The organism is Methylobacterium sp. C25, from assembly GCF_021352225.1.
Lineage (GTDB): Bacteria > Pseudomonadota > Alphaproteobacteria > Rhizobiales > Beijerinckiaceae > Methylobacterium.
In genome coordinates, this window is the sequence record NZ_JAAUVI010000002.1 from 482,926 (window position 1) to 500,244 (window position 17,319).

The 17,319-nt window shown below is 65.5% G+C and carries 13 protein-coding genes; 8 read left to right on the top strand and 5 right to left on the bottom strand.

The annotated features are described in order from the left end of the window. Positions 1–261: 261 nt before the first annotated feature. The 5 genes from ilvC to HCU64_RS08660 all read right to left on the bottom strand — a co-directional run bounded on the left by ilvC (position 262) and on the right by HCU64_RS08660 (position 5,629). Positions 262–1,413, bottom strand: coding sequence for a ketol-acid reductoisomerase (gene ilvC, locus HCU64_RS08640; RefSeq protein WP_267922264.1), 1,152 nt, complete (start codon positions 1,411–1,413; stop codon positions 262–264). Next, positions 1,310–1,957 carry a TetR/AcrR family transcriptional regulator gene (locus HCU64_RS08645; RefSeq protein WP_233383422.1) on the bottom strand — a complete coding sequence of 216 codons (648 nt, stop codon included), beginning with the start codon at positions 1,955–1,957 and terminating at the stop codon, positions 1,310–1,312. The genes ilvC and HCU64_RS08645 overlap by 104 nt, the downstream gene beginning before the upstream one ends. Before the next feature lie 86 nt (positions 1,958–2,043). Continuing rightward, positions 2,044–2,685 (bottom strand): glutathione S-transferase family protein, encoded by a 642-nt coding sequence (locus HCU64_RS08650; protein ID WP_233383423.1) that lies wholly within the window; start codon positions 2,683–2,685, stop codon positions 2,044–2,046. A 486-nt stretch (positions 2,686–3,171) separates the two neighbouring features. Beyond that, positions 3,172–3,714 carry an acetolactate synthase small subunit gene (gene ilvN, locus HCU64_RS08655; RefSeq protein WP_233383424.1) on the bottom strand — a complete coding sequence of 181 codons (543 nt, stop codon included), beginning with the start codon at positions 3,712–3,714 and terminating at the stop codon, positions 3,172–3,174. A gap of 139 nt (positions 3,715–3,853) precedes the next feature. Beyond that, positions 3,854–5,629: an acetolactate synthase 3 large subunit gene (locus HCU64_RS08660; protein ID WP_233383425.1), complete on the bottom strand. Its 1,776-nt coding sequence runs from the start codon at positions 5,627–5,629 to the stop codon at positions 3,854–3,856. Positions 5,630–6,006: 377 nt separating this feature from the next. Here HCU64_RS08660 and HCU64_RS08665 point away from each other — a divergent pair, with 377 nt between their 5' ends. The 8 genes from HCU64_RS08665 to HCU64_RS08700 are packed head-to-tail and all read left to right on the top strand — an operon-like array spanning position 6,007 to position 17,169. After that, the gene (locus HCU64_RS08665; protein WP_233383426.1) at positions 6,007–6,501 is read left to right on the top strand and encodes a chemotaxis protein CheW; all 495 of its coding nucleotides are present in this window, start codon (positions 6,007–6,009) and stop codon (positions 6,499–6,501) included. An 11-nt stretch (positions 6,502–6,512) separates the two neighbouring features. Further along, a complete protein-coding gene (locus tag HCU64_RS08670) occupies positions 6,513–7,991 on the top strand; it encodes a CheR family methyltransferase (protein WP_233383427.1) in 1,479 nt (492 codons plus the stop codon). Then, positions 7,988–8,533: a chemotaxis protein CheW gene (locus tag HCU64_RS08675; RefSeq protein WP_233383428.1), complete on the top strand. Its 546-nt coding sequence runs from the start codon at positions 7,988–7,990 to the stop codon at positions 8,531–8,533. Before HCU64_RS08670 ends, HCU64_RS08675 begins: the two co-directional genes overlap by 4 nt. Before the next feature lie 35 nt (positions 8,534–8,568). After that, the gene (locus tag HCU64_RS08680; protein ID WP_233383429.1) at positions 8,569–10,242 is read left to right on the top strand and encodes a methyl-accepting chemotaxis protein; all 1,674 of its coding nucleotides are present in this window, start codon (positions 8,569–8,571) and stop codon (positions 10,240–10,242) included. Between the two features lie 24 nt (positions 10,243–10,266). Beyond that, the gene (locus HCU64_RS08685; protein WP_233383430.1) at positions 10,267–12,504 is read left to right on the top strand and encodes a hybrid sensor histidine kinase/response regulator; all 2,238 of its coding nucleotides are present in this window, start codon (positions 10,267–10,269) and stop codon (positions 12,502–12,504) included. Positions 12,505–12,533: 29 nt separating this feature from the next. After that, entirely contained in the window at positions 12,534–13,586 is a 1,053-nt protein-coding gene (gene cheB, locus HCU64_RS08690) for a chemotaxis-specific protein-glutamate methyltransferase CheB (protein ID WP_233383666.1), read from the top strand. Next, positions 13,583–15,307 carry a response regulator gene (locus tag HCU64_RS08695; RefSeq protein WP_233383431.1) on the top strand — a complete coding sequence of 575 codons (1,725 nt, stop codon included), beginning with the start codon at positions 13,583–13,585 and terminating at the stop codon, positions 15,305–15,307. The genes cheB and HCU64_RS08695 overlap by 4 nt, the downstream gene beginning before the upstream one ends. Continuing rightward, positions 15,304–17,169, top strand: coding sequence for a response regulator (locus HCU64_RS08700; protein WP_233383432.1), 1,866 nt, complete (start codon positions 15,304–15,306; stop codon positions 17,167–17,169). Before HCU64_RS08695 ends, HCU64_RS08700 begins: the two co-directional genes overlap by 4 nt. Positions 17,170–17,319: the final 150 nt, after the last annotated feature.

The window sequence follows — 17,319 nt, forward strand, 5'->3', positions numbered from 1 at the left end:
CTTGCCGAGAGCCGTCCCGATCGCACCGGGACGAATGGCGGACCCAATACGACCATCACGGCGCCGAATACGAACGCGCTTGGAGTCACGAAGCCCCCTGGCGTCGAAGAGGCAGCCCCGACATCGCAGGAGCGGCGCGAGCTCCAACGGATCGACCAGCAAGACAAACGGATCGAGAAGGATATCTGCGATGGTTGCGGCCGATAATCCTTTTCAAGAATAGGGAGACCGGGCAGCACCCGGTCTCCTTTTGTAGAACGCTTAGTTGCGGCTCTTGTCCACCAGAGCCTTCTCCGAGATCCACGGCATCATGCCGCGGAGCTTGGCGCCGACTTCCTCGATGGGGTGGGCGGCGAGCTTGGCGCGGGTGGCCTTGAACGAGGTCTGGCCGACCTTGTTCTCCAGCATCCAATTGCGGGTGAAGATGCCCGACTGGATGTCGTTGAGGACGCGCTTCATCTCGGCCTTGGTCTCCGGCGTCACGATGCGCGGGCCGGTGACGTACTCGCCGTACTCGGCGGTGTTCGAGATCGAGTAGTTCATGTTGGCGATGCCGCCCTCGTAGATGAGGTCGACGATCAGCTTCACCTCGTGGAGGCACTCGAAATAGGCCATCTCGGGGGCGTAGCCCGCCTCGACCAGCGTCTCGAAGCCGGCCTTGATCAACTCGACGAGACCGCCGCAGAGCACGGCCTGCTCGCCGAACAGGTCGGTCTCGCACTCTTCCTTGAAGGTCGTCTCGATGATGCCGGCGCGGCCGCCGCCATTGGCCGAGGCATAGGACAGGCCGAGATCATGGGCGTTGCCCGAGGCATCCTGCGCGATCGCGATCAGGGTCGGGACGCCGCCGCCCTTGAGGTACTCGCCGCGCACGGTGTGGCCGGGGCCCTTCGGGGCGACCATGAGCACGTCGAGGTCCTTGCGGGGCTCGATCAGGTTGAAGTGCACGTTGAGGCCGTGCGCGAACAGGAGGGCGGCGCCCTGCTTCATGTTGGCCTCGAGCGACTCCTTGTAGATGTCGCCCTGCAGCTCGTCGGGGGTGAGCATCATGACGACGTCGGCCTGCTTGGCGGCGTCGGCGACGTTCATCACCTTGAAGCCCTCGTGCTCGGCCTTCTTGGCGGTGGCCGAACCCTCGCGCAGCGCGATGACGATGTCCTTCACGCCGGAATCGCGCAGGTTGAGTGCGTGGGCATGGCCCTGGCTGCCGTAGCCGACGATGACGACCTTCTTGCCCTTGATCAGGTTCAGGTCGGCGTCGCGATCGTAATAAACCCGCATGTCGTTTGTCCTTTTCGAATGATCCGTTTCAGGATTTCGGGTGGCTTTTGACCTGGCCGTAGAGAGCCAGGAACTGGTCGACGGCCGCTTCGGCGTCGCGGTCGATCTCGGTGGCGCTAAGTGGCAGCGCATCGCCGAGTAGGAGGCGGATCTGGATGTCACGGCCGACGAGGCCGAAGAAGGTACGGAACGCCGCCTCGCTGTCCTCGAATGTCAGCAAACCGGCATCTCGCCCGGCCTCCAGGAGCGGCTTCAGTCGCTCGCCGATGGCAAATCTGCCATTGGCGAGGACGATGCCCCCGAGATTGCTTCGGCCGGAGGCGGCATGACCGATGGCAATGCGGTTCAAGGCGATCGAAGTCGAGCTGGCGATCACCTGAAGCCAGTTCGCGGCAAAGCCCTTCAGGCTGTCATGCAGGGTCGTGACATCGAGATGTTGGCCGTCGTAGCGCCCGGTGCGCACGCGCGATGCTTGCCACTGCACGGTCGCACGCAGCAGCCCGTCGCGGTCGCGATACCACTTGTACAGCGTCTCCTTCGAGCAACTGGCCCGGCGCGCCACGGCGTCCATCGTCAGTTGATCGCCACCCTCGACGATGAGATCGAGCACGGCATCGAGGACGACCTGCTGTCGTGCCGATGGCGTCTCAATATCCTGTTCAGCGGCTTCGATCATCACGTCGCCAAGGAGAACCGTACGTTACGGTTCGCCTTAGCGAGGTTCGAACATGAGTTCAAGCGGCGCGAGCGGCATTGCTGGCGTCATTCCGGAAGCCGCAATCCCTCCCCTTCGAATACGGTCCGCACCGCCGGCCGCTCCGCCATGCGGCGGGCATGTGCCGTCCAGGCTGGAAAGCTGGCCGGCATATCGAACTTGATTGTCGGTCCGCGGGCCCACGTCCACATGACGAGCAGGTAGGGATCAACCACGCTATAGCGCTCGCCGAGCGCCCAGCCGCCGTTAGAAAGCCGCACCTCCGTCATGGTGCAGATGTCGCCGAAGGCCTCGCGGCCTTTCGCTACGATGCCCGCGTGGGCAGCTTCGTCGCCGGTGTAGCGGGCCGGGCGCCGGGCGTGAGCGAAGGCGACATGATGGCTGGTCGCGATCCAGGTCATCCATTCGTCTGCCTGCGCCTGCTCGTGCAGATCCTCTGGCCAGAGGCCAGCTTGCGGGCGGCAGCGCGCAATGTGCCGCATGATCGCCGCGTTCTCCGTGAGCACCCAATCGTCCTCGACGAGAGCCGGTACCCGGCCCTTCTCGTTGACCGCGAGATAGCTGCCGGCGCGCTGGTCGCCCGCGGCGAGGTCGAGCCGAGCCGTCTCGTATGGCAGGCCGGATTCTTCGAGAACGATGTGCGAGGCCAGCGAGCAAGCGCCGGGAGCGTAGTAGAGGGTACGTTTCATGGTTCGTCCCCGTGCTTCAGTGCGGCAGGATTTGCTCGTCCCTGGCGAGTTCGATCAGAGCCGGCCGGATCTCTCCATCGTCCACGCTGGCGGTGAGATCGTAGAGGCCCTGATCGAAGGATCGCGTCATCTCGGCATTGAAGTAGACGCCCCGAGGCTCATCCGTATCCGCAGGATAAGGTGTCCGGAATTGCGCGATGCACCGCTCCACCGCTTCGGCGTGCTTCGTTAGCCCAATCTCGTGGAACGCCGTCCGTATTCGAGGCCGTCTCGCTCGGCGCGGATTTCCGTAGGCCTGTCGTCGATGGCTTTGGTCGTCGCCTCCCGCCGATCGTCAAACAGGAGGAAGAGCGTATCCTTGCTGGCAGCACTCTCGACGACCGTCCGAACGGGAATTGTCTTGAGAGCTTCCCAATCGGGGCGCGTCGGCCAGAAAAATGATCAACAGGAACAGGAGGATGGCGATCGCTACTGGGATCGTCAGCTTTACAGCGCTTCGGCACCTCGCTCCATTGCGGCAATACCGGTGCGCGAGATCTCGACCAGGCCGATCACCGTCATCAAGCGGATGAACCGGTCGATCTCCTCGGTGGCGCCGGTCAGCTCGAACACGAACGAGTTCAGCGTCGCGTCGAGCGTCTTCGCACCGAAGGCGGCGGCGAGGCGCAGGGCCTCGCTGCGGTGGTCGCCCTTGCCGACGACCTTCACGAGGCAGAGCTCGCGCTCGAGTGCCTTGCCCTGGAGCGTCAGATCCACGACCCGGTGGACCGGGACAAGCCGGTTCAGCTGCGCCTTGATCTGCTCGATCACCGCATTCGTGCCAGTGGTCACGATGGTGAAGCGCGAGATGTGGCGCGCCTCCTCGGTTTCCGACACCGTCAAGCTCTCGATGTTGTAGCCGCGGCCGGAGAACATGCCGGAAATACGGGCCAGAACGCCCGGCTCGTTGTCGGCGATCACGGCGAGCGTATGCCGATTGATCGGCTCGAACTTCGTTGGCTCGGGGTAATGCGTGTTCATGGCGTTCATCGCCGGTCTCCCAGGGCGTTCGTCTCAGCGACGAGTCGTCATCGATGTCATTCGTTCGAACCCGGTCCCGCGCTGGGCCCGGAAGCACATTGCCGCGCGGCGGCGGCAGTCCTCGGCCATAGGGCCGAGGGCTGCCGGATCACACTAGCATCTTGCCTTCGGCTGAGATCACGTCGCCGAGCTCAACGCCGGTCTCGCCGAGATAGTCTGAGAGCAGCATCTCGTTATGCGCCTTGCCCGACGGGATCATCGGGAAGCAATTCTCGGTCTTGTCGACGACGCAGTCGAAGATCACCGGACCGTCGTAGTCGAGCATCTCCTGGATCGCAGCGTCGAGTTCGCCCGGCTTCTCGCAGCGGATGCCCTTGGCGCCGTAGGCCTCTGCGAGCTTCACGAAATCCGGCAAGCTCTCCGAGTAGCTCTGCGAGTAGCGCGAACCGTGCAGCAACTCCTGCCACTGACGGACCATGCCCATGTACTCGTTGTTCAGGATGAATATCTTCACTGGCAGCCGGTACTGAACCGCCGTTGACAGCTCTTGCATGTTCATCAGGATCGAGGCCTCGCCGGCGATATCGATGACGAGCCCGTCCGGGTTTGCGAGTTGCGCGCCGATCGCGGCGGGCAGGCCGTAGCCCATGGTTCCAAGGCCGCCGGAGGTCATCCAGCGGTTCGGCTCCTCGAACTTGAAGTATTGCGCAGCCCACATCTGATGCTGGCCGACCTCCGTGGTCACGAAGGTCTTGCGATCCTTGCAGGCCTCATAGAGCCGCTGCACCGCGTATTGCGGCTTGATTATCGTGCCCGACGGCCAATAGGCGAGGCAGTCGCGTGCCCGCCACGTGGCGATCTTGCTGAACCACGGCTCCAGATCCTTCGCCGAGGGTTTCGCAGGCTGTGCGCGCCACAGGGCGAGCATGTCCTCGAGCACCGAGGCACAGTCGCCGACGATGCCGACATCGACCTTCACGACCTTGTTGATCGAGGAGGCATCCACGTCGATGTGGATCTTCTTCGAGTATGGGGCGAAAGCGTCGAGACGGCCGGTGATGCGATCATCGAACCGCGCACCGACGCAGATCATCACATCGCAATCGTGCATGGCCAGATTGGCCTCGTAGGTCCCGTGCATGCCGAGCATGCCCAGGAACTTGTCATCGGCAGCCGGGAAGGCACCGAGGCCCATCAAGGTCGAGGTCACCGGGAAGCCGGTCTCCTCAACGAGCTGGCGCAACAGGGCCGAGGCCTGCGGACCCGAATTGATGACGCCGCCGCCCGTGTAGAAGATCGGGCGTCGCGCCGTGGACATCAGTTCGACGGCCGCTCGGATGCGGTCCTGGTCGCCCTTGACGGCCGGGTGATAGGTCTTGTGAGCGTTATCGGCTGGACGCCGATAGACCCCCGTAGAGAATTGGATGTCTTTCGGCAGATCGACGACGACGGGGCCGGGCCGCCCGTGCGAGGCGATATAGAATGCCTCGTGCAGGATGCGCGGCAGGTCATCGATCGACCGAACGAGGTAGTTGTGCTTCGTGCAATGGCGGGTGATGCCGACTGTGTCGCATTCCTGGAAGGCGTCTGAGCCGATCAGATGGCTCGGAACCTGTCCCGTGATCGCAACGAGCGGGATCGAGTCCATCATCGCGTCAGTCAGGCCGGTGACGATGTTCGTCGCACCCGGGCCGGAGGTAACCAGGACGACGCCGACCTTGCCGGAGGACCGCGCATAGCCCTCGGCAGCATGAACCGCGCCCTGCTCGTGACGGACGAGGACGTGCTTGATCTTCTCCTCGCCGAAGAGCGCGTCGTAGATCGGGAGTACGGCGCCGCCGGGATAGCCGAACAGGGTGTCGACACCCTGATCCTGAAACGCCCTGATGACCATCTGGGCCCCGGTCATGACCTCGCCGCTCATCGTGTCCTCCATCATCCCTGTTCGTGCGACGACCCTGGAATTCGGCAACAAAAAAGGGCCCCGAGGGACCCTGCATGCGCCACCGACCGGGTCCGCGGGCTCCTTTAAGCCCGCCCCGTCCGTGGCGCTTCCGCTACGATAAGATTCGCACGCATGTCGAAAAAGCTCGAACCGTCCTCGAAAACCAGCGGCTCCTGTAATCCAAGGCCCGTGACCCGTCAACGGGATGATCCGCATCGCGAACACGTCGCGCTGATCAAACGAACGTGCATGCTCGGGAGGCGAGCCAGCCCTAGACCGTCCTCTCGAGGGCCAAGATTGCAGCCTCGCTTCATCGCGCCTATCTCGATCAAACGCTTCGACCACAAGGAGCCTCGGTGGCGCCGTCTTCGATCGCGACGTATCTCGTTTTCGACCTCGCAGGCACACCCTGTGCCCTGCACCGCGAATCTGTTCGCGAGATCCTTCCGCTCCCGCATCTGCACGCTCCGCCGGCAACTGGCGGCCCTCTTTCAGGGTTCCTCAACCTGGGCGGTGTCCCACTCCCCGTCCTCGATCTGGCTCAACTCCTTGGACAGCGTGATCACCCGGCGCCTCCGAACCCGTACCGACATGTGCTGCTCGCGGCTGACGGCGGCCTTGCTCTGCTCGTCGACCGAGTGACCGACGTCGTCGAGTCTCAATCGAACGCCGTGGCCGACACGCATACGCTCAACGGATGCGTCGAGGCTGAGATCGCGTTCGGCGGGCGTCTCGTGCATGTGCTGTCGATGGAGCGCATCCTGACTGCCGAGGAACGGGACCGTATCGAAGCCCTCACACGACGCGCCGCCGAGCGCCTCGGTTCGTTCGATGCCGTTGCGATGAGTTGAGGCTGCCGCGGATGCCCTTCGATAGCCGCCGCAGACGCGTTTTCGGGGCGGCAGGCGATGCTGCTTTCCCGGCTCTTAAGGCACGGGTGATCGCCCGGACCGGCCATCACTACTACGCCGACAAGGACGGCTTGCTCTTCGATCGACTCGTCAAACGCTTCAGGGCGCTGAACCTCGCCGATTGCTCTGCCTATATCCGCCATCTCGACGGCGCCCGCGGTCACGAGGAATGGACCGCGCTCGAGGCCGAGATCACCATCGGCGAAACGTTCTTCTTCCGATACGCAGAGCAGTTCGTCGCGCTTCGGGAACGGATCCTGCCCGCGCTGATCGAGGCCCGTGCCGTCGGGCGAACGCTGCGAATCTGGAGCGCCGGCTGCTCGACAGGGGCCGAGCCCTATTCCGTGGCGATCCTGCTGCACGAGTTGCTCGGTGCGGATCTTGGCAACTGGAACATCACCATCGTCGGCACAGACATAAGCGCCGCCGCCATCGCCACGGCTCGATCGGGTGAATACGGTCGCTGGGCCCTGCGAACCATGCCGGCGGAGGACCGGACGCGTTGGTTTCAGCCGACCGCTCCGAGATCCGGTGCAACCCGAGAAGGCGGTTACCGCCTTCGGGCCAAGTTCCGCGAGATGGTCCGCTTTGAGCGCGGCAATCTTATGGGACTCATCGACGGGAGTCTGCCCGCAGCCTTCGCCGGCTTCGATTTGATCTTGTGCCGCAACGTCCTGATTTATTTCAGCGGCGATCACGTGCTCGGCATCATGAGAGGCTTTGCCGATCGGCTTTGCCCGGGCGGCTGGCTACTCATCGGCCATGCCGAGCCCAATCCGACCTTCGACGCCTGGCTGACCCCGGTGGCGCTGCCCGGTACAGCCGCCTATCGCCGGAAGGACGAGCCGCTTACCTGCGGTGAGCCCCGGAGGCTTCCGGCTTGGAACGACGGTTCACCGTTCACGGGGATGCAGACCGCGCCGACGCTCGCCGACGCAGAGATGATTCCGCCGCTGATCGCGTCCGCCGCTCCGATCACGGTGTCCCAGATTGCTCCGAGTCCGCCGCCATCGCCCCCGTCGTCTGCCGACCTGCTGACGCGGATCCGCGCCTTGGCTGATTCGGGCGAAACCGGAGAGGCTTGGCGGCTCCTGGGCGAGGCATTGGAGGCTGAGCCGACGGCGGCGGCTCTGCGATACTACGAGGCTCTTCTCGCGTGCGACCTTGGACGCGAGGCTGAGGCTGAGCGGGCTTTTCGGGGCGCATTGTTTCTCGATCGCGATTTCGCGATGGCCCACCTCCATCTCGGCCTGCTGCTGACGAAGCAGGGCCGTCGCGCGCCGGCGATCCGCGCCCTCGACAACGCCCTGCGCCTCGCGCAAGGACTGCTTCCCGAAGAAGCTCTTCCCGAAGGAGATGGTGTGACGGCGGGCGAGCTCATGGCGACGGTGCGCCTCGCGCTTGGCAGGCTAGGGCGCGCGACGCCATGAACGAGACCGAGCTTTATCGTGTCCTGCTCGACGAGCGCTCCATGGCGCTCGCCGCGCGTGGGCAAGCCGGGCGAGACGTCGCCGCGCAACGCGATTATCTGGTCTGCGCGCTCGGCAACGAGCGCTATGGCATCGCTCTGGGCGCGATCGCGACAGTGCTGCCGCAGCGGCTTTGCACGGTTGTGCCCGGCGCTCCGGCGGCGCTTCGTGGGATTATCTCGCATGCCGGCATCATCGTTAGCGTGATCGATCTCGGGGTTGCCCTCGGGGGGGGCAGGGATAGTGCAACCGGCCAGTCCGGGCATCTTCTTCGGTTGCGTGCCGAGGGTCCTCCCGTGGCACTCGCAGTCGACCGCGTCATTCGCCTCGCGAGCATCGAGGCCGACGCGATCACTGTCGCGCCGACAGCCGGTCCACATCCGGGTTTGGGCGCGGAAGCGGTTTCGGGCTATGCACCCGCCGGCTCGGAGCGTGACGGTGCAGCCGGCGGCGGCTTCGCCATCCTCGATCTTCCGCGCCTCTTGCGTCCCTATTTGCCCTGATGCGCTCGCGCGCGATGACTGGAGAATGACGTCTCTTGTCGATCTCGATCGCCAACCGGATCCTTCTCGGCTTTGCCGCGGTCACGGCCGTTCTGATCGCCCTGGGGCTCTACGCCAGCGGTCAGATCAGTACTGTGCGGGAGACGATGGATCGGATCGTCTCCCGCGACTTGATGGTGCTGCGTCAGCTCGACGACCTCGGCAACAACCTGCGGGACTTGGGTCTCGATCGGCGAAACGCCGTGATCTCGGTGCTGATGCGAGAGCGTTCGCGGACAGTCGCAGACGAGCAATTCTATGCGTCCTGGAATCGGAAGGCCGATGGGATCGATAGCCTCCTGGCCGATCTCGTGCGCGAGAGTGCCGCTTTCCGGCAAGCAGCGATCTCGGACGAGCGCGCCGCCTCCTGGGAGCGCTTGAACGGCGTCCTCAAGGAGGCCGTCGAGAATTACCGAACTCTACGGAGCGCGAGCGACGCCCAGATGAAGGCGGTTCTCGCCAAGGACTTCGACCGGGTCGAGTCCACCAACGACGAGGCGACGCGCCTCTTCGAGGTCGCAGTCGCGAAGATTGGACGAGCGCGTTCCGCGCTCGACGAGAGCATCACTGCAGGTCAGCAGGGCGTCACGGATACGTATGAACGCAGCCGTTTCTCGATTCTGATGACTCTCGCGGGTGCCGTTCTGCTGAGCTTGCTCGTTACCTGGGCGATCAGCCGAGCGGTCGTCCGTCCGATCGAGACCGTCGTCGCCTTCGTCGAGCGCATTGGGACGGGCGATCTGACCGGGCGTACGGCCCTGACCGGAAAGGACGAGATCGGCCGCCTCGGCATCACGCTGAACGGGATGGTCGGCGGGCTGGCGGAACTGGCGCGCACCAACCGCTCGGCCACCGCCGATCTCAACGCCGCCGCCGCCGAGATCCGGGCCTCGGCCCAGGAGCAGGCGGCCAGCGTCGAGGAGCAGTTCGCTGCCGTGCAGGAAACAGCCGCCACAGTGGACGAGATCACCCATTCCGGCGCGCAGATCTCCAAACGCGCCACCGACGTCATCGCCTCGGCTCAGGCGTCCGCCCAGACCGCGCGACAGGGGCTGCGGGCGGCCTCCGACACGGCAAAGGCCATGGAGCTGATCCGCGAGCAGGGCGAGGCGGTGGCCGGCAACATCGTCGCCTTGAGCGAGAAGACCCAGGCGATCGGCGAGATCATCACCACGGTCAACGACATCTCCGAGCGCACGCACCTGCTCTCGCTCAATGCCGCCATCGAGGCGGCTGCCGCTGGCGAGAGCGGACGCAGCTTCGCCATCGTCGCGGCCGAGATGAAGCTGCTGGCTGATCAGGCCAAGGCTGCCACGGTGCAGGTTCGCTCGATCCTCTCGGAGATCCAGCGCGGCATCAATTCATCGGTGATGCTGACGGAAGAGGCGGTCAAGCGCGCCGCCACCGGCAAGACCCGCACGGATGCCACGGTGCGCACCATCGAGGAGATGGCCGCTCGGGTGGACGAAGGCGTCCAGACCTTCCAGCAGATCGTCGCCTCGACGAACCAGCAGCAACTCGGCATCGAGCAGGTGATGGGAGCGCTCCAGAACATCCGCCAGGCGAGCCAGCAGACGGCCGCCGGCACCCGCGAGGTCGAGATGGCCTCGGCCAACCTCACCGAGCTGGCGCAGGGCCTGATGGCCCTCGCCGAACGCTATCGGATCTGAAAGCCGCGGGCGCGCATTCGAAGAATGGACATTCGCCAGCAACTCCTCGCCGCCTTCGAGGCCGAGCATCGCGAGCATCTCGACGCGATCCGCTCGGGGCTCGCAGCCGCGGCCGAGAACAGGCAGGTGGACTGGAACGATATCTTTCGACGTGCCCACAGCCTCAAGGGCGCTTCCCGCGCTGTCGACCTCCCGCCGGTCGAGGCGGTGGCCCATCGCCTGGAAACGCTTTTCGAGCGGATCAAGGGTGGCGACCGCAGCCTCGATCGCGATGTACTCGCGGCAATCCATCTTGCACTCGATCGCGTCGAGGCCTTCGTCGCGGGCATGAAGGACGGCGCGCCCGTGATGCCGCCTGATGCGCTCGCTGTTCTCGACCGTTGCCTGTCGCCAGCCTCGCAGGATCTCGCACCCGCCGTGCCGCACGGGGGGATGGCACCGTCCTCTACCGAGCGGACCGACACCACGCCGGAACCGTCACCCGATCCTGCACGGCAGTCGATGTTACGCGTGCCGTCGGCGGCCGTCGAAGCGCTAACCGCGGCGACGCACGGGCTCGCCAACGCTTTATCCGGACAGGGCGCCATCGGCGAAGGCCTCGCCGGCCTCGCTGCGAACGCCACGAGTTTGCGCAAGCTCGTTGAGGCTATGCGCTCCGGCGGCCCGGCGCCCGATTCCGAGCGCTGCCGCGCCGATCTCGGAGAGTTGGATTCGGCCTTGAGCGCGATCATGCGGGACGCGCTGGACCTCGGCCGCCGGCATCGCTCCGCCGCCGCGGCAATCGACACTGCCTCGGCCCGCGTCCGCGAAGAAGCAGAGCGTCTGGCCCTGGTGCCGGCCGAAACGGCCTTCGGCGGCTTCGCGCGATCTCTGCGCGAAATGGCCCGAGAGGAGGGCGGCGAGGTCGAGGTGACCGTGCGAGGGCTCGACCTACCCGTTGATCGCGGCATGCTGCAGGCCCTGCGCGACCCGGTGCTGCATATTCTGAGGAACGCCATCGGACATGGTGCCGAGTCCGCACAAGAACGCCGCGAGGCAGGAAAGCCGGACGCGTTGTCGATCCTGTTCGAGGTCGAGGCGCGCGGCAGCCGGTTGGTCATCGGCGTGCACGATGACGGGCGGGGCCCCGACCTGCCTGCAATTGAGTCGCGGGCGCGCGAACGCGGCCTACTCGGCCAGAGCGAGATCGCCGATCCGGAGCGGCTGCTCGCCTTCGTGTTCGAGCCCGGTTTCTCGACTGCCCAGGGCGTCGACACGCTCTCGGGACGGGGGATCGGCCTCGCGGTGGTGGCAGACGCCGTCCGCAGGCTTCGTGGCAGCGTACGGCTGTCGGGTCGCGCGCCATACGGGGCGTCGCTCGTCGTCAATCTACCGCTCTCCGCAGCGCGCCGACCGCTGCTGCTGGTCGAGGATGGCGGAGCCACCTATGCCCTGCCGAGCGCGGCGGCGGAGCGCCTGATCCGTCTGGATTGGACGAACGACGTCGACACTGTTGCCGGCCGACCGGTCGGCCGGATTCAAGTCCAAGAAGGCGGCAAGGAAAGCGTGCTCACGCTGCCGATTGCCAGACTTGGGGATCTGGTGAGTCCTGCTTCGCAAGAGGACAACTCCCATGGCTCGGGACAGGTCATTCTGCTCCGCTGCAGCGGCCGGCGCTGCCTTCTGCAGGTCAACGCGCTTCAGGACGTCCGTACTCTGCTCGTCCTCCCGCCCCCCGCCATCGGCGCCGATCCTGGTCTGATCGTGGGGACGATCGTGCTTGGCAGCGAAACGCCAGTTCTCGTCCTGAATCCCGAAGGGTTGATCGAAAGAGCTGAGAATCCGGGGTTGCGGCAACGCGCATCTGGTATGAAAGCATACGTTGCCGACCACGGAACGATGCCGGAGCGGCGACGTTCGACGATTTTGGTCGTTGACGACTCCATCACCACACGCACCCTGGAGAAGAGCATCTTGGAAGCGGCCGGGTACCGCGTGGTCGTCTGCGTCGACGGGCAGGATGCGCTCGATCGCCTGCGTGCGGAGATCGAGCCCGTCGATCTCGTCCTGGCCGACGTCGAGATGCCGCGCCTTGATGGGTTCGGCCTGCTCAAGGCACTTCGCGCGGAGGCCGAGTTCGCTACGCTGCCGGTCATCCTGATGACGTCGCGCGGCGCCTCCGAGGATGTCGCACGCGGGCTCGAACTCGGGGCCGACGCCTACCTCACCAAGCAGAAGTTCGATCAGCGCGAACTTTTGGAAACGGTCGGCCAGTTGCTGTGAGTACAGGCGTAGGTGGCCCGGTCAGGGTGATGCTGGTCGAGGACTCCCTCGTCGTCCGCACACTGTTGACGCACATCGTGGCCCGCGACCCGCGGCTGACGCTCGCCGCGGCCGTCGCATCCGGCGAAGAAGCGCTCTCGGCAATCGAGACGGTACGGCCCGACGTCATCTCGATGGATATCCGCCTTCCGGGCATTGACGGCTTGGAGACGACGCGCCGCATCATGGCGGAGTGCCCGACACCGATCGTCGTGGTGGCGGACGCGGTCGAGGATTCGTCGTTGAAGATCTCGATGAATGCCCTGCGTGCCGGGGCTCTGTCCGTCGTCGAGAAGCCGGTCGCCACGACCAATGCGGGCTACGAGTCGGTTGCCGGGGAGATCTGCACGCAGCTGCGTATCATGGCCGCCGTCCCGGTCATTCGGCGGCGCCCCATCGGTTCGGGCTGGTCGAAGCGGGCCCACGATCTGGCGTCCCGCATACCGCCCACGCCGTCGTTGGAGACGCGGCCGACCGTGTTGGCCATCGCTGCCTCGACGGGTGGCCCCCCTGCCCTCGCCAAGGTTATCGGCTCACTACCGGCAGACTTTCCTCTGCCGATCCTGCTTGTCCAGCATATGGGCGCGGCTTTCATGGATGGCTTCGCCGCGTGGCTCGATGGTGTTGTCTCCTTGCCGGTCGCGATCGCTGAAGACGGGGAGCGCCTCGCGCCGTCGCGCGTCTACGTGGCACCGGGCGACCGGCACCTCGAGCTCGCGGCCGGCCGGTCACTCCGTGTTCTGGAAAGTGCGCCCGTGGGAGGTCAGCGCCCGGCTGCGACTGTGCTGTTCCGATCCGTCGCGCGTCAGGCCGGCGCGCGAGGTCTCGGGATTTTGCTGACGGGGATGGGCGAGGATGGCGCGCTCGGCCTCCTCGACATGCACCGGGCTGGAGCTCCGACCATTGCCGAGCACGAGAGTACCGCTGTCGTCTATGGCATGCCGGCAGCGGCAGTGCGTCTCTCCGCCGCCGGCAGCGTGCTGCCCCTCGACGAGATCGCGCAGCAGGTCCTGCGGCTCTCTCTGTCCGAGGCTGGGCCATGAGCGCCGCGGTGACCGCGGCGAAAGCGCCGGCGCATCTCCTCCTCGTCGAGGATTCGGAGACGCAGGCGCTCGAACTTCGGCTATTGCTCGAAGCGAACGGCTTTGCTGTCGAGCGCTGTGCGACGGCGGAAGCGGCACTCGAACGACTCAATGAGGGCCTGCCTGATCTCGTGGTCGCCGATTACCACCTGCCTGGCATGAACGGAGACGAGTTCACTCGGCAGATGCGCCTGTCTCTGCGCACCCGCGCGCTGCCAGTGCTGATGCTGACGGGCGCCCAGGATGGCGAGCGCCAGGGGCTAGAGAGCGGAGCCGACGCCTATATTGCGAAGTCGACCGACCGGGATCTCTTGGTCCTACGGATCCGAGCGCTGCTGCGCGAGCGCAAGGCGAGCGTTCATTCCGAAGCGGCCGGCGGCTCGGCGTTTCGGCGCGGGCGCATCCTCGTCATCGACGGCAGCGCAACCTACCGTACTTTTTTCGCCGGCCTCCTCAGCCAGGACGGCCACGCCGTCGAGACCGCCGCGAGCCGCGAGGCGGCACTAATCGCCCTCGACACACCGGGTGCAGCCTTCGACTGCGTCACCGTCGATCTGAACGGCCACACCTACGATGGCCGCGCGCTCTGTCGTGAGATCGCCGAGCGCCGTCACGCGGCGTCCGATGCCAGCGGCCATCAAGCCTTCCATCTCGTTTGCGTCGCCGGGAATGCTCCTGACAAGGAACTGCTTGTCGAAGCCTTCTCGGCAGGTGCCGACGACATCGTCGTCAAAACGGATGGCGAACTCCTGGCCATGCGTGTGCGCGGGCTCGTACGTCGCCGTTTGCTGGAAGAGGATAACCAGCGGGTATCGGGCGCCTTTGGCGCACGCGAGCGAGCTTTGGAACGTGCGCGTGCCGAAGCGGAGGCGGCAGAAGCGCGCGCGGCGCTTGCCGATGCGCTGGAACAGGCCAACCGCGATCTCGCAGACGCCAACCGCCGGCTCACCGACGCGCAGGCCAAGCTCGTCCAGGCTGCCAAAATGGCCTCTCTCGGCGAACTCGTCGCCGGGATCGCCCATGAGATCAACAACCCGTTGGCTTTCATCCTGGCTCACCAGGGCACAGTGGAACGCGTGCTTGGGGAGGTGCCGGAGCCGAGCGGTGACACTGGCCGGCGCGCCCTAGCCAAGGCGCGCGACCGCGTCGGCTCCATGCGGATCGGGCTCACCCGAATCCAGGATCTCGTATTGAACCTGCGCAAGTTCTCGCGGCTCGACGAAGGAGAGCGCGCGCTCGTCGATGTGCCTGAGGCCATCGAGACTGTGCTGGCGTTGCTTCAGCACAAGCTTGGCGACCGCATCACCGTGACGTGCGATTTCTCCGGGCGCCAACAGATGCACTGCACGCCGGCGCTGCTGAACCAGGTGGTGATGAACATCCTCGGCAATGCCGCCGATGCGATTCCCGGCGAGGGGACCATCTCGGTCTCAACCGTTGCCGAGCCAGACACGGACTTGATCCGGATCAGCGATACCGGCCCCGGCATCCCAGAGGAGTTGCGTGAGCGGATCTTCGAGCCGTTCTTCACGACGAAGCCCGTAGGCTCGGGGACGGGACTAGGCCTGGCGATTGCGTACTCGGTCGTACAAGCGCATAGCGGCACCCTCAGCGTGGAGGTGGCCCAGGGAGGCGGAGCCTGCTTCGTGATCGGCATTCCACGGCAGGCGGAACGGGCATGAGCCTTAAGGGCACGATCCTGGCCGTTGATGACGAGCCGGACATCCTGGTCGCCATCGAAGATCTCTTCGAGGACGAGTACCGAGTCCTGACCTGCTCAAAGCCGAGCGACGCGCTGGACTTGCTTCGCGCCGAACCGGATCTCGCAGTGATTATCTCGGATCAGCGCATGCCGGGCATGACCGGCGACGCGCTTCTGGCAGAGGCGCGCGCCTTCCACGATGCGCAGGCGATCCTGCTCAGCGGCTACGCCGACATGTCGGCGGTGATCGCCGCCCTGAACAAGGGCGGCATCATCGGCTACGTGACGAAGCCCTGGGATGCCGTCCTGCTGCGTGCCACGGTGCGCAACGCCTACGAGCGTCATCGCCTCGCCCGGGATCTCGCAACCGAGCGAGCGCTCTTACGCGGGCTCCTCAACCATTCCGGGGACGCGATCTCGTTCAAGGATGCCGAGGGCCGGCTCGTTCGGCTCAATGCCCTCAAGGCCGCGCAGCTCGGGCAGGAGGCCGCGGACTGCATCGGCTATCCGGAGCGGGAGTTTCGCGACGAGGCGAGCGGGAAGGCCGTCGAGCGCGCGGACGCCGCGGCCATCGCGAGCGCAGCACCGTCCGAAGTAATCGTGTCGGAGGGTCCCGTCGGGGTCGAGCGCTGGTCGAACATCACGCGCGTGCCGATCCGCGGAAATTCCGGGGCGGTCGAGCATTTGGCGACGATCGAGCGAGACATCACCGAGCAGAAGGTGTTGGAGGCACGGCTGCGCCAGTCCGACAAGATGCAGGCGCTGGGTACCCTGGCCGGCGGGATCGCTCACGATTTCAACAACTTGCTCACCGCGATCCTCGGCAGCCTGGAACTGGCCGGCCCAAAAATCGCAGATCAGCCGCGTGTCAAACGGCTGATCGACAACGCCACAGGTGCGGCCCAGCGTGGCTCGGCCCTGACAAAGCGGCTGCTCAGTTTCAGCCGGTCGGGCGAATTGCGCCTGCGCAATGTGGACGTGAACGCGCTGATCGAGGGGATGAGCGATCTGTTCGGGCGGAGCCTCGGCGGTCTCGTCAGCGTCAGAACGAGTCTGCAGGCGGGTCTACCTCAAGCCTGTGTCGACCCCGATCAGCTTGAACTCGCGATCCTGAACCTCTGCATCAACGCCCGCGACGCAATGCCGGATGGAGGCACGATCACCCTCACGACACGCGCCGAGTCGATCCGGGGAGATACGGATCTTCGGGACGGCGACTACGCGATTCTCACGGTTGCAGATGAGGGGACGGGTATTCCGCCGGAGTTGCTGGAGCGGGTTTGCGAGCCGTTTTTCACCACCAAGGCCGTGGGCCAAGGGACCGGGCTCGGCCTCGCCATGGTTTTCGGCCTCGCGCAGCAGGCGAAGGGCCTTCTGCGGATCACCAGCGAGGTTGGAATCGGCACTCGGGTCGAACTGGCGTTGCCGCAATCGGGCGAGCCAGCAACGGGCGACGTTGCCGCGGCGGCCGGCGGTGGTCCAGCCCTGGCGGCCGGCCCCGCTCGCATTTTGGTGGTCGACGACGACGAGGACGTTCGGCATGTCACCGCTTCGTTCCTCAGCGGGTTCGGCTACGACGAGACGGAGGCGTCGGACGGCGCCTCAGCGCTTGCGATGATGGAACGCGCCGAGTTTGACTTGGTCGTCGCTGACCTGGCTATGCCAGGCATGAGCGGGATCGAGTTCGCGGCGGAGGTCCGCCAGCGCTTCTCTGACATCCCGGTGTTGATCCTGACCGGGCATGCCGAGGCGATGCCGATCCCGGATGATCTGCCCGTCCTGGCAAAGCCGTTCGACTCGGCCGACCTCGCGCGCTGCGTCTCGACATTGCTGTCCGCCTGACCGCGAGGACGCTGTACGGTCCGCCAGTAACAGGGGCGACTGCAGGGAACAGCCGTGGCGCGCTCGGCGGCACAGCCGCCGAATATTTGAAGGCCCATCTTGCTTTTCAGCAAGAACTCGATCATCCCCGCCAGCGGGACACCTCCCCCC

What these genes read in the sequence shown, in the direction of transcription:
- HCU64_RS08685 (WP_233383430.1), top strand. Translation starts at nt 10,267, where the DNA reads ATGGACATTCGCCAGCAACTCCTCGCCGCCTTCGAGGCCGAGCATCGC.
- HCU64_RS08695 (WP_233383431.1), top strand. Translation starts at nt 13,583, where the DNA reads ATGAGCGCCGCGGTGACCGCGGCGAAAGCGCCGGCGCATCTCCTCCTC.
- HCU64_RS08645 (WP_233383422.1), bottom strand. Translation starts at nt 1,957, where the DNA reads ATGATCGAAGCCGCTGAACAGGATATTGAGACGCCATCGGCACGACAG.
- ilvC (WP_267922264.1), bottom strand. Translation starts at nt 1,413, where the DNA reads ATGCGCTGCCACTTAGCGCCACCGAGATCGACCGCGACGCCGAAGCGG.
- HCU64_RS08675 (WP_233383428.1), top strand. Translation starts at nt 7,988, where the DNA reads ATGAACGAGACCGAGCTTTATCGTGTCCTGCTCGACGAGCGCTCCATG.
- HCU64_RS08650 (WP_233383423.1), bottom strand. Translation starts at nt 2,685, where the DNA reads ATGAAACGTACCCTCTACTACGCTCCCGGCGCTTGCTCGCTGGCCTCG.
- HCU64_RS08660 (WP_233383425.1), bottom strand. Translation starts at nt 5,629, where the DNA reads ATGAGCGGCGAGGTCATGACCGGGGCCCAGATGGTCATCAGGGCGTTT.
- HCU64_RS08670 (WP_233383427.1), top strand. Translation starts at nt 6,513, where the DNA reads ATGCCCTTCGATAGCCGCCGCAGACGCGTTTTCGGGGCGGCAGGCGAT.
- ilvN (WP_233383424.1), bottom strand. Translation starts at nt 3,714, where the DNA reads ATGAACGCCATGAACACGCATTACCCCGAGCCAACGAAGTTCGAGCCG.
- cheB (WP_233383666.1), top strand. Translation starts at nt 12,534, where the DNA reads ATGCTGGTCGAGGACTCCCTCGTCGTCCGCACACTGTTGACGCACATC.
- HCU64_RS08700 (WP_233383432.1), top strand. Translation starts at nt 15,304, where the DNA reads ATGAGCCTTAAGGGCACGATCCTGGCCGTTGATGACGAGCCGGACATC.